Origin of the sequence: Streptomyces sp. NPDC055962, from assembly GCF_042270185.1 — a bacterium.
Lineage (GTDB): Bacteria > Actinomycetota > Actinomycetes > Streptomycetales > Streptomycetaceae > Streptomyces.
The window spans coordinates 62,121-76,173 of sequence record NZ_JBHJYN010000015.1 but is presented as its reverse complement, the minus strand read 5'-3'; the positions used below and the strand labels follow the sequence as shown (position 1 = coordinate 76,173).

The window sequence follows — 14,053 nt, the reverse complement described above, 5'->3', positions numbered from 1 at the left end:
GGTCGGTGCTGGGCAGGGAGGTCAGGCGAGCAGGGAGCGGCCGATGATCTCCTTCATGATCTCGGTCGTCCCGCCGTAGATGGTCTGGATGCGGCCGTCGGTGAAGGCCTTGGCGACCCGGTACTCCGTCATGTAGCCGTATCCGCCGTGGAGCTGGAGGCAGCGGTCGGCGACCCGCTTCTGCAGCTCGGTGGCCCACCACTTGGCCATGGAGGCGTGGACCGCATCGAGCGTCCCCTCGGAGTGGTCGACGATGCAGCGGTCGAGGAAGGCCCGGGTGACGGCGCACTCGGTGGCCATCTCGGCGATCTCGAAGCGGATGTGCTGGAGCTTGGAGAGCGGTCGCCCGAAGGCCTCGCGCTCCTTGACGTACGCGGTGGTGATCTCCAGGAGGTGTTCGGCGGCGGCGATCCCGGCGACCGCTATGCCCATCCGTTCCTGGGCCAGGTTGGTCATGAGGTGGATGAAGGCCCCGTCGAGCTCGCCGAGGAGGTTCTCCTTGGGGACGCGTACGTCGTCGAAGAACAGCTCGGCGGTGTCCTGGGACTTCTGCCCGATCTTGTCGAGGTTGCGGCCCCGCTCGAAGCCCTCGGCACCGCGCTCGACGACGAGCAGCGAGAGGCCCTTCGCCCCGCCCTCGGGGGAGGTCTTGGCGACGACGATCACCAGGTCGGCGAGGATGCCGTTGGAGATGAACGTCTTGGAGCCGTTGAGGAGCCAGTGGTCGCCCTTGTCCTCGGCGGCGGTCCGGATGCCCTGGAGGTCGGAGCCGGCCCCGGGCTCCGTCATGGCGATGGCGGTGATGGTCTCACCGCTGCAGAAGCCGGGCAGCCACCGCCGCTTCTGCTCCTCGGTGGCCAGGCCGGTGAGGTAGGGGCCGATGATGTCGTTGTGCAGACCGAGCGCCAGCCCGGAGACACCGGCCCGGGTGAACTCCTCGGCCAGAACGGCGCTGTAGCGGAAGTCGGCGTTGCCCCCGCCGCCGTACTCCTCGGGGACGGCGAGGCCGAGCAGCCCCTGCCGGCCGGCCGCGCGCCAGGCCTCCCGGGAGACGATGCCGTCCTTCTCCCACTGCTCGTAGTGCGGGAGGACCTCCTTGGACAGGAAGGTGCGGACGGTCTCGCGGAACGCCTCGTGCTCTTCGGTGAAGATCTGCCGCTGCACTTCAAGCCCCCTGGAGCCAGTTCTTGACGGTGGAGATCAGCCGCGCCGGCTCCGGACCGACGGGCGTGACGTTGAGCATGGTGACCCCGGCCTCACGGAAGGCGTCGAGGCGGTCGCGCACGTACCCCTCGGGGCCGCAGAGCGTCATGAGCTCGCAGAACTCGTCCGGTACGGCGGCCTCCGCCTCCCTCTTCTTCCCGGAGAGGTAGAGCTCCTGGATGGTGGCGGCCTCCTTCTCGTAGCCGTAGGCGACGGCGAGGTCGTTGTAGAAGTTCTTGCCGGGCGCGCCCATGCCGCCGACGTACAAAGCGATCTGCGGGCGGGCCAGGTCCCGGACGGCGGCCGCGTCGTCGCCGATGGCCAGCAGGCCGCCCGCGACGGTCTGCAGGGGGCCGAGGGCCGGGTCGCGCCTCGATGCACCCTCCGCCAGGGCGGTGCCCCAGACCTGCTGGGCCTTCTCGGGGATGTAGAGGGTGGGGAGCCAGCCGTCGGCGATCTCGGCGGTCAGCCGGACGTTGGCGGGGCCGAGGGACGCGACGTAGAGAGGGATGGTGTCGCGGACCGGCCGGGTGAGGATCTTCAGCGGCTTGCCGAGCTTGCCGCCCTTCTCCTTCGGCAGCGGCATGTCGGTGATGCCGTGGTGGTCGATGACCTCGCGGCGCCAGATCCGGCGGCAGAGCTCGACGGTCTCGCGGGTCCGCCCGAGGGGCTTGTCGTACGGCCTGCCGTGCCACCCCTCCACGACCTGCGGGCCGGACGCGCCGAGCCCGAGGAGCGCCCTGCCGCCCGACACGGCGTCGAGCCCGGCCCCGGTCTGGGCGATGAGGGCGGGGGTGCGGGAATAGACGTTGAGGATCGCGGCGCCGATCTTCATGCGCTCGGTGCGTGCGGCGAGGTATCCCATGAGGGTCGGCGAGTCGAAGCCGTACGCCTCGGCGACCCAGACGGCGTCGAGCCCGGCGGACTCGAGCGCGGCGACCTCGTCGCAGGCGGCGCGCGGGTCGCCCGCGTAGTTCAGCGGCAGGGAGAGTTCCATCAGCCGGTCGTTTCCTTCCCGGTGGTCAGCAGGCCCGGCAGGTCCCAGTCGGCCGCGACGGACTCGGTGTCCGCGCCGGGCAGCGCGGGGGCGGTGCGCACGGAGACGGGCGTCGCGGAGAAGCGGGGCGCGGGGGCGGGCTGGGTGAGTCCGCCGTGCTCCACATAGGTGGAGCGGGCGGCGAGGTGGGGGTGGCGGGGTGCCTCGCGGAGCGAGAGGACGGGCGCCACGCAGGCGTCCGTCCCCTCGAAGATCTCGGTCCACTCGGCGCGTGTACGGGTGCTGAAACGATCGGCGACGTGGGCGCGCAGCTCCTCCCAGCGACCGAAGTCGTTGCGGTCGGGAGCCTCGCTCCCGAGGCCGAGGAGCTCGGCGAACTCCTCGTAGAAGCGCGGCTCGAGAGCCCCGACCGCCATGTACAGGCCGTCGGAGGTCTCGTAGGAGCCGTAGAAGGGGCAACCGCCGTCGAGGAGGTTGGCGCCGCGCCGGTCCTGCCAGCTGCCGGCCGCCAGCATGCCGTGGATCATCGAGGCGAGGTGGGCGGCGCCGTCGACGATGGCCGCGTCGACGACCTGTCCGCCACCGCCCGGTGTACGGGCGTGCTGGAGGGCGGCGAGCACGCCGACGACGAGGTAGAGCGAGCCGCCCGCGTAGTCGCCGACCAGATTTGCGGGGACCGTGGGCGGTTCGCCGGACCTGCCGATCATGGACAGGGTGCCGGAGAGGGCGATGTAGCCGATGTCGTGTCCCGCCCGGTCGGCCAGCGGCCCGTCCTGCCCCCAGCCGGTCATCCGCCCGTAGACGAGCCGCGGATTGCGCTCCAGGCAGGCGTCGGGGCCCACGCCGAGGCGTTCGGCGACACCCGGCCGGTACCCCTCGATGAGCACGTCGGCGCGCTCGACGAGGTCGAGGACCTGCGCGGCCCCGTCCTCGGCCTTGAGGTCGACGAGGACCGATCTCTTGTTGCGGTTGGTGAGGTCGAAGGCCGGTTCGATCCCGAGCGCCGAGCCCCCGGGCCGGTCGACGCGCACCACGTCGGCGCCGAGATCGGCGAGGAGCATCGCGGCGAACGGCCCCGGGCCGATGCCCGCCAGTTCGACGACGCGCACCCCGGTCAGCGGGCCCTGTTGCCCGTGCCCTGTCGTTGCCATCAAGCCCCCAGCGGTGTGACACAACTGATGTAACATCGATGATGCTAAGAACGGACCACGCTCCGCACAACCCTTTTGGCCGAGCAAGCGCTTAGTTCTTTCCCCCGGATCCTCTCGCACCGGGGCCCGCCCGGCCGCGCGGCACCACGAAGGCCTCCGCTACCCTCTGCCTCCCAGGCCGGCGCCGACGTCCACGGAGGCACTCATGAACAGGCAGAACGGGCCAGAACGCCCTTACGACGTCGTCCTTTTCGGAGCCACCGGCTTCGTCGGGGCGCTCACGGCCGACTATCTGGCCGCACACGCGCCGGAAGGCTGCCGATGGGCCCTGGCCGGGCGGAGCCGCGGCAAGCTGGAACAGCTGCGCGAGCAGATCGCGGCGCGGCACCCGCACTGCGCGGACCTGCCCCTGCTGACGGCCGACGCCGACGACACCGGCGCCCTGCGCGCACTCGCCGAGTCCTCGCACGTGGTGGCGTCGACCGTCGGGCCGTACGTCCGGTACGGCGAGAAGCTGGTCGCCGCCTGCGCGGAGGCGGGGACCGACTACACCGACCTCACGGGCGAGGCGGAGTTCGTCGACCGGATGTACCTGGAGCACGACGGCCGGGCCCGGGAGACGGGAGCGCGGCTCGTGCACGCGTGCGGCTTCGACTCCGTACCGCACGACCTCGGCGCCTGGTTCACCGTGCAGCAGCTCCCGGAGGGCGTCCCGCTGACCGTCGACGGCTACGTCCGCGCCGACGCCGTCTTCTCCGGCGGCACGTTCGCCTCGGCCCTCACCGCGATGGGCCGCGGCCCGCAGATGGTGCGCGCCGCGAAGGAGCGCCGGCTGCACGAGCCGCGCCTCGTCGGGCGCCGGGCCCGCGCACCGCAGGGGGCACCGCACTTCAGCCCGGACATCGGGACCTGGGCACTGCCGTTGCCGACCCTGGATCCACGCGTCGTGGAGCGGTCGGCGCGGGCCCTGGAGCGCTACGGCCCCGACTTCCGCTACCGGCACTTCGCCTCGGTGAAGCGCCTGCCCATGGCACTCGGCGGTGCGGGGGCCGTCGGCCTGCTGGCCGGCGCCGCCCAGATCCCCGCCGTGCGCGACTGGCTGTCGGCCCGGGTCGCACCGGGGACGGGGCCGGGCGAGCAGCGCAGGAAGCGCAGCTGGTTCACGGTCCGCTTCATCGGCGAGGGCGGCGGCCGCCGGGTCTTCACCGAGGTCTCGGGGGGCGACCCCGGCTACGACGAGACGGCGAAGATGCTGGCCGAGGGGGCTCTCTCGCTCGCCCTCGACGACCTGCCGGCGACGTCGGGTCAGGTCACGACGGCCGTGGCGATGGGCGACGCGCTGCTGGAGCGGCTGACCGCCGCCGGGCTGCGCTTCCGGGTCGCGGCGGTGCGCTGAACCCCGGCGGACACCCGCACCCGGTCAGAGGGTCAGAACACCCAGGAGGCCAGCGTGACGACCATGGACACGGTCCAGGCTCCTCCTGCGAGGACGCCCAGCGTCATGCCCACGGCGACGCCGCGCTGGGAGAGACGTACGGTTCCGGTGCTCATCTGAGGTGCGTGGTGGTCGATCATGTGTACCAGCCTGCCCCTGATGTTCGACGAACAACATCCGTGCATGTACTCAGTTCGCAACAGATCGGCGAGCGGGTCCGGGATCAGCCGATCGCCACCCGGAGTGCCGACCGGCACAGGGCGTCCGCTCTGCGCGTGGTCTCCGGCTGGCGGAAGTCGCGGGCCAGCGCCAGCGTCTGGGCGCAGGCGTTGTCCAGGCCGGTGCGGTGGCCCACGGAGACGAAGACGGGCTTCGTGGCGTCCTGCGTGCGCAGGGCCCGGCCCACCTCCTCGTCCCCGTCCATCAGGGGCGCGAAGGCACCACGCCGTGGCCCGGGTTGCTCGTAGCGGAAGGTGAACGGGTTCTTCGCGACGCCGATGACAGGAAGGCCGGTGAGGACGCCGAGGTGACTGGCGAGGCCGAACCTGCGCGGGTGGGCACGCCCGTAGCCGTCACAGACGACGAGCCCCGGGTCCACGGACAGGCCCTCCAACGCGTCGATGACGGCGGGGATCTCACGGAAGGCGAGCAGCCCGGGAACGTACGGGAACGTCACCCGGCCCTCTGCCGTGGACTCGGCGATCACGTCCAGGGTCGCCGCGTCCAGGACGACGGCCGCCGCGACGACGACGTCCCGCGCGTCGTCGTAGGCGACGTCGACCCCGGTCACCCGCCCGGTGCCCGGGGGCGGACCCGGCTCGTCCAGCACGACCTGCTCGCGCAACGCGTCCTGGACCGCGCGGGCTTCGGCCTCGTCGGCGGGCATCCTGAAAGTCGTCATGACGCACGAGTCTAGGCAGCCGGTAATCTGCCGGTCATGTTCGTTCTCGAGTTGACCTACACCGCGCCGGTCGAGCGCGTCGACGCCCTCATGGCGGAGCACGTCGCCTGGCTGGACACGCAGTACGAGGCCGGGGTGTTCGTCGCCTCAGGGCGCAAGAACCCCCGCGACGGCGGCGTGATCCTGGCCATCGGGGAGGACCGCGCCGGGATCGAGAGGACCGTGGCCGACGATCCCTTCACGACCCACGGGGTGTGCGCCTACCGGATCACGGAGTTCATCGCGACGAAGACCTCGGACGCGCTCGCGCCGTACCGGCAGCAGCTGCCCCGTTAGAACCTGCCCTCACGGCCGAGGCCCTTGCCCCCGGCGCTCTTCACATCCGGTCCCCGCTCCACGGCCATGTGGCCTGACGACCGGCCTCGATGAGGCCGACCGTCCTGAAGTGCCGTCGTGCCGCAACCGTTCAGCCGCCTGCGGTACGCGTGGTGAGGTCGTCGTCCGTGATGGCGCGGACCACACGGCACGGTGCCCCGGGCGCGACGGACATCGGGGGGATGCTGTGGCTGACGACGCTGCCCGCGCCGATGACCGATCCGTGTCCGATGCGGACGCCGGGCAGGATCACCGCGTTGCTGCCGATCCACACCTTGTCCTCGATGTCGATCGGTTCGGAGAACCGTCCGAAGTCGGCGCGCCGTGAAGGATGAACCGGGTGTCCCGTCGTGGTCAGCGTCACGCTGGGGGCGATCATGACGTCGTCCCCGATGCGGATGTCCACGTCGTCCACGAGCGTCAGGTTGACGTTGCCGAAGAAGTCGTCGCCTCTGTGGACGTTGCTGCCGAACGCCGCGTGGAAGGGCGGCAGCAACACCGTACGTGCGCCGACCGAGCCGAATATCCCGACGAGCAGCGACCGGCGCCGCTCCGTCCGGCCGGGAGGTGTCGCGTTGTACGCGAAGATCTGATCGGCCCGGCGCCGGGGGCCAGGAAGGCCGCCTCCGACTCGGTGTGGACGAGCCCCTTGGCGATCCTGCCCGGAACGTCCTCATGGCTGGAATCCGTCACAGCGGGAGTGTCCCTTCCTGGTCTGCGCGTGCTGCGTGTACGGGCGTGATGCACGTACGGGCCTGATGCGCGTACGTGTTGGCTGCGTGTACGGGCGTGATGCACGTGCGTGTCCGATCCGCATGCGTGCCCGAGGTGGTCCGGCCGCTACCCCAGCCGTGCCGCCCGCCCCTTCTCCCCCGAGGCCCAGCAGCCGCCGTCCGGTGCGCAGTCGACCGTGTCGTACGAGCCGGTGTCCACGGTCCGCCAGGTGCGTCCACCGTCCCGGGTGACGTCCGTACCCGTGGGGCCCACCGCGAGTGCCGAAGCCCCGGTTCCCGGCAGCCAGGCGACGCCGGAACGGTAGGCGGGTGGCGGGGTGGCCGGGACCTGCCAGCTCCGTCCGCCGTTCCGGGTGACGGAGGCGGCGGCCGGTGACGCCTGGCCGGCCCGGTAGTCGCCGCCCACCGCGATGCCGTGCGTACGGTCGCGGAAGGCGAGGCCGAACACACCGCGTGCCGGGTCGCCCGCCGGGATCGGCGACGAGGTCTGCGTCCAGGTCAGCCCGCGGTCACCGGAGTGCAGCACCCGTGCGGTCGCCGCGCCACCGGTGGCGAGCCAGACGTCCTTGCCGCCCGCACTGACGAGGCATTGGCCGCTCGCCGCGAAACCGGCCTCGCCGGGCTGCGCCACGGGCATCCCCGCGTCGGGCAGCACCTGCCAGTTCCGGCCTCCGTCGGAGGTCGACAGGATGCGGAACCTCCCGTCCACCGGGTCGCTCATCGCCAGCCCGTGACGGCTGTCGAAGAAGGTCAGACAGTCGTAGAAGGCCCGGGCGTCGGCGTTACGGAAGGACTCGGTCCAGGTGGCGCCCCCGTCGTCGGTGCGGAACACCCGGGACGCGTCACCCTCGCCGATGGCCAGCGCGACCGCCGTGTTCCGGCCGAACGCCTCGATGTCGCGGAACTCCAGCCCCGGACCACCGGCCGGCGAGACGTCGCGCCAGTGCCGTCCCCCGTCCGTCGTGCGCAGCACCGTGCCCCCGGAACCCGCGACCCAGGCGGCGTCGCGGCCGACGGCGGCCAGGCCGCGGAAACGCGCGTCCGTCCCCGTCGCGGTGAGCCTCCACGAGGGCTCCCCGTCCCGGCCCGCAGGCTGCGCGGACGCGGACGGTGCGGCGAGCGCGGCGGCCACCGCCGCGCCGCAGAGTCCCAGTGCCATCAGCCGTCGCGTCTTCCCCATGGCCCTCATGGCGCTGGAAGCTGACCCACGGGAGGACGGCCGTCCAGGGTGCACCGCGCGAAACGGGGCAGTTGATCAGAGGGAGGCGGGCGGTGACGCAGCTCACGCCACCCGCCAGTGCACGGATGGAGGCGTTCCGTCGTCTACTCCAATGCCGGGAACCGTTCGTCCGAGGCGAGAGGGAGCAGGTCTTGTCCAGCGTTATCGAGCAGTCCGTGCAGGCGCGTATGGTCGCGTCCGCGCCGCGTATGGAGACCCTGCCCGCCACTCTGCACTACGACCGCCAGGACCCCTTCGCCGTGCGCATGGCGTTCCCCGGCCCCGCCACCCTCGAAGGCACCGAGGTGTCCTGGGAGTTCTCCCGCGAGCTGCTCGCCAGCGGCATGGACACCCCTGCCGGGGTCGGGGACGTCCGGGTCCGGCCGTTCGGCTACGACCGTACGGTGCTGGAGTTCCACGCCGTGGAGGGCATCGCCATGGTGCATGTCCGGACGTCCGAGCTCCGCCGTTTCCTGAAGCGGGCGCAGGAACTGGTCCCGGTGGGCGACGAGTACCGCTTCATGGACCTCGACGGCGATCTGAGCGACCTCCTGGGCGGGGCCGCCTGAGCGGCCCCACGGCCCCGCGCACCACAATTCGGTTGCGGGTGGGCCACCCCCGCTCCTAACGTCACCGGTGTCCCTGTCGTCGCCGATCGGAGAAGGACGTTGCTCCACATCTGAGGTGTCCGCTCACCACGCCGCACCGCCCCCACGGGCGTGCGCGCCCTGTGCGCGACCTCAGTGTCCGAGCCGTCCGAGCCGTTCTCCGTGATTCCTCGACGCAGCCGGGAGACCTTGTGCCTGCATCCACCACACATATCCTCTGCTCCTCCCTCTCGTTCGCCTGGCCCGACGGGAGTGACGTGTTCGACGACTTCCAACTGGCCGTGGGGCCGGGCCGTACGGGTCTGATCGGCCTCAACGGATGCGGGAAGTCGACCCTGTTGAAGCTGATCGCCGGTGAACTCACCCCGACAGCAGGGCACATCACCACGGCCGGCGACATCGGCCACCTCCCCCAGGACCTGGCCCTGGACACCGCTCTGCGGGTGGACGAGGTACTGGGCGTCGCCACCGCGCGGGCGGCGCTCCGCGCCATCGAGGCCGGCGACGCCCGCGAGGAGCACTTCGCCGCCGTCGGGGACGACTGGGACGTCGAGGAGCGCGCCCTGGCCGTGCTCGGACAGGTGGGCCTCGCGGGCACCGGACTCGACCGCACCACCGGTGAACTCTCGGGCGGCGAGTGCGTACTGCTGCGCCTGGCCGCACTGCTGCTGGCCCGCCCTTCCGTCCTGCTGCTGGACGAGCCGACCAACAACCTCGATCTGCACGCACGCGCCCGGCTCTACGACGCCGTCGACGCCTGGACGGGCGTGCTGGTCGTCGTCAGCCACGACCGCGAACTGCTGGAACGGGTGGACCGGATCGCCGACCTCCGTGACGGCGTGGTCACCTGGTACGGCGGCGCGCTGTCCGGCTACGAGCAGGCCTTGGCCGTGGAACAGGAGGCCGCCGAGCGGATGGTGCGGGTCGCGGAGGCGGATGTACGCCGCCAGAAGCGCGAACTGGCCGACGCACAGGTGAAGTTGTCCCGGCGCAAGCGGTACGGGCAGAAGATGTGGGACACCAAGCGTGAGCCGAAGGCCGTGATGGCGCAGCGCAGGAGGACCGCCCAGGAGTCCGCCGGCAAGCACCGCATCATGCACACCGAGCGCCTGGCCGACGCGGAGGAACGCCTCGACGAGGCGGTCGGGGCGGTGCGGGACGACGAGGCGATCCGGATCGAGCTTCCGCACACCCGGGTCCATCCCGGTCTCGGGGTGCTGGTCCTCCGCGACCTCGAACTCGCCCACGGGCCGCGGGTGCGGGGCGAGTGGGACCTGCGCGGCCCGGAGCGGATCGCCCTGGTCGGCCGTAACGGCGCGGGCAAGACGACGCTGCTCCGCACGATCGCGGGCGAGCTGGCCCCCGTGGCGGGCGAGGCCTCCTGCCAGGTACCGGTGGGTTTCCTGCCGCAGCGCCTCGACGTCCTCGACGACTCCCTGTCGCTGGTGGACAACGTGGCACGTGTCGCGCCGGGTATGACGGCCAACGGCATCCGGGCGAGACTGGCACACTTCCTGTTCAAGGGCGGGCGCGCGGACCGCCCGGCCGGCACCCTCTCGGGGGGCGAGCGCCTCCGGGCCGCACTGGCGGCACTGCTGCTCGCCGACCCCGCCCCCCGGCTGCTCATGCTGGACGAGCCGACGAACAGCCTCGACCTGTCCGGTGTGCGCCGGCTGACGTCGGCGCTCACGGCCTACCAGGGCGCCCTGATCGTGGCGAGCCACGACCTGGCTTTCCTGGGGTCGCTGGGAATCACCCGGTGGCTGCTGCTGGACGCGGACGGGCTCCGGGACATCGACCCTGGTCAGCTGCCGGGAATCGGAGGCCAGGACGCCTGACCGGTCCGCCCGCGTGCCGGGATGACCTGCAGGGATGACTCCGAGTGAGCAGGGACTGCGAGAACAGGGCTTGGCTATGGCCTTACTGCCGCCTTAACCTACGGTCACGTAACCTACGAGGCCGTAGGTAATTCTCCCGTCCCCAGGAGCACCCCGTGACGATCACCTCCGCCCACCTCGGCAGTTCGAAGGCGTGGACCGACGCCCAGCTGCTGTACGCGCTGGAAGAGGTGGTGGAGAAGGAACTCAACCGCCATCTCAAGGTCGCCAAGGACTGGATGCCCCACGAGTACGTACCGTTCTCCGACGGCCGGAACTTCCCCGGCATCTTCGAGGACGGCGAGGCGTGGGAGACCGGCCAGTCCAAGGTCACCGACATCGGGCGTATCGCCCTCGTCGTGAACCTGCTGACCGAGGACAACCTCCCCAGCTACCACCACGAGATCGCCTCCCTCTTCGGCCGCGACGGCGCCTGGGGCACCTGGGTGCACCGCTGGACCGCGGAGGAGGGCAGGCACGGAATCGTGATGCGCGACTACCTGCTCACCTCGCGCGCCGTGGACCCGGACAAGCTGGAGCAGTTCCGCATGGCGCACATGGCGGAGGGCTTCGAGTCCGACAACCGCCACTCCATGCTGCACTCCGTGGCGTACGTCGCGTTCCAGGAGCTCGCCACCCGCGTCTCGCACCGCAACACCGGCCACCAGTCGGGCGACCCCGTCTGCGACCGGATGCTGGCCCGCATCGCCACCGACGAGAACCTGCACATGGTCTTCTACCGCAACCTGCTGGGCGCGGCCTTCGACCTCGCCCCGGACCTCACGATGCAGTCCGTGCGGGACGTCGTCGTGAACTTCCGGATGCCCGGACACGGCATGCCCGGTTTCGAGCGGGCGGCCGCGCAGATGGCGATCGGCGAGATCTACAACATGCGGATCCACCACGACGACGTCATCCAGCCCGTCCTGCGCTACCTGAAGGTCCTCGACATCGACGGACTCGGCCCGGAGGGCCTCAAGGCGCAGGAGGAGCTCGGGCTGTACATGAACGGCCTGGACAGCGAGGCGTCCAAGTTCGACGAGAAGCTGGCGGCGCGCAAGGCACGCGTGGCGGCCCGGGCCGCACAGGCCTGATCCACCCGGCAGCCGGCAGGCATCCGGCCGGCAGGGACCGGGATCCGCTCCCCGGGCACCTGCCGGACAGAGGCGGCGCACGCCTGAGGCGTGCGCCGCCTCTCCGTGCGCGGGCTCACCCCGCGGCTTCACGGAACGTACTCTGTGCCGGGTGAAACCTGTGACGCGTGTTGTTCTCTTCGGTGCGCCGATTGCCATCGCCGCTTCGATCCTGTTCAGCGGCGGCGACTCGGAGCCGCCCACGATCATTCGGCAGGCGACCGGAGCCGAGAAGACCGGCACGGCGGAGCCGGAGGCGGCCGAGCAGGCCGACGAGCACGACGAGGAGATCGACGCGCTGCCGCCCGGTCTCGCGGCTCCGGCGATGAAGGAGACCGCGTCCCGGCTGGTCTCCAGCGCGGAGGCGTCCACCCTGGACTGGCGCAGCCAGTACGGGGCGATAGAGGACGTCGGTGACGGCACCGGCTACACCGCCGGCATAGTCGGATTCTGTTCCGGTACCAACGACATGCTGCAACTGGTCGAGGCGTACACCGAGGAGCACCCGGACAACGCGCTGGCCCCGTTCCTTCCCGCGCTGCGCGCGGTGGACGGCTCCGACTCGCACGAGGGCCTGGACCCGGGCTTCACCGACGCCTGGCACCGTGCCGCGGAGGATCCGGCGTTCCGGGAGGCACAGGACGCGACCCGCGACAGGCTCTACTTCGAGCCTGCGGTGCGGCTGGCGAAGCTGGACGGCCTCGGCACCCTCGGGCAGTTCGTCTACTACGACGCGATGGTGCTGCACGGCCCCGGTGTCGAGGCGGACGGCTTCTACGGCATCCGCGACGCCGCGATGGCGTCGGCGGACACCGCCGCGGAGGGCGGCGACGAGACGGCGTACCTGAACGCCTTCCTCGACGAGAGCCGGTCGGCGATCAAGGCCCGGAAGGTCCAGCGCGACACGACGCGGATCGACACCGCGCAGCGGATGTTCCTGCGCGACGGGAATCTCGGCCTGAGGAAGCCCCTGGTGTGGAAGGTGTACGGGGAGACCTTCCGGATCGCGTGACCCGTTCCCCGGCAGGCGCCCACCGCTCCCGGCACGCGCTCCCGTTCCGGGCAGGCGCTCCCGTTCCCGGCACGCACTCCCGTTTCCGGCAGACGCTCACCGCCCCCAGCGCGCTCCTGTTCCGGGCAGGCGCTCACACCCCGTGGACACGCTCACCTTCCGGGGACGCACTCACGCGACGCGGCCACGCGAACGCAACGCCGCGGTGGAACGCGGCCCCGCGCCCCGTCAGCGCCGCTCGGCCCGCCCTCTGCGAAGCCGCTCCCGCTCCTTCTCGGAGAGCCCTCCCCAGACCCCGAAGCGTTCGTCGTGGGCGAGTGCGAACTCCAGGCAGGCCGCCCGGTTCTCACAGGCGTTGCAGAGCTGCTTGGCCTCCCGGGTGGAGCTTCCCGGAGCCGGGAAGAAGAAGTCGGGCCCGGCCTGCGCGCACAACGCGGTCTCCTGCCAGGCGAGCTCGTCGGTCATGGTGTTGATGGGCATGGGCCACACGGTGCCCGGTCCCGATAAACAAGTGATCAACGACCGTTCAACGGCGGCGGGGAGGCCCGCGGGCCTCCCCGCCGCAGCCCCCCGGCGAGGCCCCGACGCCGGCTACATCGGAGCCGGCTTGATCACCGCGAACGCGGCTCCCGCGGGATCGGTGAAGGTGGCGACCCGGCCGACCTCGGGGATCTCGGTGGCGGCCATGACCACCCGCCCGCCCAGCCGTTCCACCCCTGCGGCCGTGGCGTCCGCGTCGTCCACGGCGAAGTACGGCAGCCAGTGCGGCCCCGCCGCCTCCTGGCCGGGCGCCCCGTCGACGGGCACGATGCCGCCGAAGGACGCGTCGGCACCGTCGCCGCCGGCCGGGCGGATCATCGTGTAGGAACCGCTGGGATAGGCCATGTCCTCGGTCTGCCATCCGAAGACCGTGTGGAAGAACGCGGCCGCCGCGGGAACGTCCGGGGTGTAGAGCTCGGACCAGATCAGCGCGCCCGGTTCCATGATCATGCCGAGGCCGGTGAGCGTCCGGGGCTGCCAGACGCCGAAGTACGCACCGGCGCTGTCCGTGAAGCCGCCCATGCGCCCGTAGTCGCGCACGTCCATCGGGGGGAACATCGCGCGGCCGCCGGCCTGCTCGACCGTCCGTGCGGTGGCGTCGGCGTCGGGCGTCTGGAAAAGTAGACCGACCAGGCGGGCTTCCCCTGGTCCTCGGGCACGGTCATGACGCCTGCGACGGTCCGGCCCCTCAGCTGGTACATCCCGTACCCGCCGGTCTCGGGGCCACCGGGCACCAGCTCCCAGCCGAAGAGCCCGTGGTAGAAGGCCGTGGTGGCGTCGATGTCGGGAGTGCCGAGGTCGACCCAGTTGGGGGCGCCGGTGACGAAGGACGGGTCGAGCATGGTGTGCTCCTCGGGAGGATTCCGTG

14 protein-coding genes and 1 pseudogene are annotated in these 14,053 nt (G+C 71.5%); 6 read left to right on the top strand and 9 right to left on the bottom strand.

The window, feature by feature from the left end; translation table 11 throughout:
- Positions 1 to 21: 21 nt before the first annotated feature.
- The 3 genes from ACFC51_RS31250 to ACFC51_RS31240 are packed head-to-tail and all read right to left on the bottom strand — an operon-like array spanning position 22 to position 3,351.
- Positions 22 to 1,164 carry an acyl-CoA dehydrogenase family protein gene (locus ACFC51_RS31250; protein ID WP_376374894.1) on the bottom strand — a complete coding sequence of 381 codons (1,143 nt, stop codon included), beginning with the start codon at positions 1,162 to 1,164 and terminating at the stop codon, positions 22 to 24.
- A 1-nt stretch (position 1,165) separates the two neighbouring features.
- Positions 1,166 to 2,200, bottom strand: a complete 1,035-nt coding sequence (locus ACFC51_RS31245; RefSeq protein ID WP_376374892.1) for an LLM class F420-dependent oxidoreductase — start codon at positions 2,198 to 2,200, stop codon at positions 1,166 to 1,168.
- Positions 2,200 to 3,351: a CaiB/BaiF CoA transferase family protein gene (locus tag ACFC51_RS31240; RefSeq protein ID WP_376374889.1), complete on the bottom strand. Its 1,152-nt coding sequence runs from the start codon at positions 3,349 to 3,351 to the stop codon at positions 2,200 to 2,202. The genes ACFC51_RS31245 and ACFC51_RS31240 overlap by 1 nt, the downstream gene beginning before the upstream one ends.
- 205 nt (positions 3,352 to 3,556) lie before the next feature.
- Between ACFC51_RS31240 and ACFC51_RS31235 the strand changes: the two genes are divergently transcribed.
- Entirely contained in the window at positions 3,557 to 4,747 is a 1,191-nt protein-coding gene (locus ACFC51_RS31235; RefSeq protein WP_376374886.1) for a saccharopine dehydrogenase family protein, read from the top strand.
- A gap of 32 nt (positions 4,748 to 4,779) precedes the next feature.
- On the opposite strand, the gene mmpA is transcribed toward ACFC51_RS31235, so the two are convergent.
- Positions 4,780 to 4,926 carry a morphogenic membrane protein MmpA gene (gene mmpA / locus ACFC51_RS31230; protein WP_376374883.1) on the bottom strand — a complete coding sequence of 49 codons (147 nt, stop codon included), beginning with the start codon at positions 4,924 to 4,926 and terminating at the stop codon, positions 4,780 to 4,782.
- A gap of 83 nt (positions 4,927 to 5,009) precedes the next feature.
- The gene (locus ACFC51_RS31225; RefSeq protein WP_376374882.1) at positions 5,010 to 5,687 is read right to left on the bottom strand and encodes an endonuclease V; all 678 of its coding nucleotides are present in this window, start codon (positions 5,685 to 5,687) and stop codon (positions 5,010 to 5,012) included.
- Positions 5,688 to 5,723: 36 nt separating this feature from the next.
- Here ACFC51_RS31225 and ACFC51_RS31220 point away from each other — a divergent pair, with 36 nt between their 5' ends.
- On the top strand, positions 5,724 to 6,023 hold the full coding sequence (locus ACFC51_RS31220; protein WP_376532051.1) for a YciI family protein: 300 nt from the start codon (positions 5,724 to 5,726) through the stop codon (positions 6,021 to 6,023).
- Between the two features lie 130 nt (positions 6,024 to 6,153).
- Here ACFC51_RS31220 and ACFC51_RS31215 read toward each other — a convergent pair whose 3' ends face one another.
- Positions 6,154 to 6,561: a DapH/DapD/GlmU-related protein gene (locus ACFC51_RS31215; RefSeq protein WP_376532049.1), complete on the bottom strand. Its 408-nt coding sequence runs from the start codon at positions 6,559 to 6,561 to the stop codon at positions 6,154 to 6,156.
- Between the two features lie 341 nt (positions 6,562 to 6,902).
- Positions 6,903 to 7,985, bottom strand: a complete 1,083-nt coding sequence (locus ACFC51_RS31210; protein WP_376532047.1) for an oxidoreductase — start codon at positions 7,983 to 7,985, stop codon at positions 6,903 to 6,905.
- A gap of 182 nt (positions 7,986 to 8,167) precedes the next feature.
- On the opposite strand from ACFC51_RS31210, the gene ACFC51_RS31205 reads away from it, so the two are divergent.
- From ACFC51_RS31205 to ACFC51_RS31190, 4 genes are all read left to right on the top strand, one after another.
- A complete protein-coding gene (locus tag ACFC51_RS31205) occupies positions 8,168 to 8,584 on the top strand; it encodes an SsgA family sporulation/cell division regulator (RefSeq protein ID WP_376374877.1) in 417 nt (138 codons plus the stop codon).
- A gap of 230 nt (positions 8,585 to 8,814) precedes the next feature.
- On the top strand, positions 8,815 to 10,461 hold the full coding sequence (locus ACFC51_RS31200) for an ABC-F family ATP-binding cassette domain-containing protein (protein ID WP_376532045.1): 1,647 nt from the start codon (positions 8,815 to 8,817) through the stop codon (positions 10,459 to 10,461).
- A 155-nt stretch (positions 10,462 to 10,616) separates the two neighbouring features.
- Complete coding sequence (locus tag ACFC51_RS31195) at positions 10,617 to 11,594, top strand: acyl-ACP desaturase (RefSeq protein ID WP_376374872.1); 978 nt, start codon at positions 10,617 to 10,619, stop codon at positions 11,592 to 11,594.
- A 160-nt stretch (positions 11,595 to 11,754) separates the two neighbouring features.
- A complete protein-coding gene (locus tag ACFC51_RS31190) occupies positions 11,755 to 12,645 on the top strand; it encodes a chitosanase (RefSeq protein ID WP_376532043.1) in 891 nt (296 codons plus the stop codon).
- A gap of 228 nt (positions 12,646 to 12,873) precedes the next feature.
- Here ACFC51_RS31190 and ACFC51_RS31185 read toward each other — a convergent pair whose 3' ends face one another.
- Together ACFC51_RS31185 and ACFC51_RS31180 are read right to left on the bottom strand one after the other, a co-directional pair.
- Positions 12,874 to 13,125 (bottom strand): WhiB family transcriptional regulator, encoded by a 252-nt coding sequence (locus ACFC51_RS31185; protein WP_376380715.1) that lies wholly within the window; start codon positions 13,123 to 13,125, stop codon positions 12,874 to 12,876.
- A gap of 111 nt (positions 13,126 to 13,236) precedes the next feature.
- Positions 13,237 to 14,027, bottom strand: a pseudogene (locus tag ACFC51_RS31180) (VOC family protein).
- Positions 14,028 to 14,053: the final 26 nt, after the last annotated feature.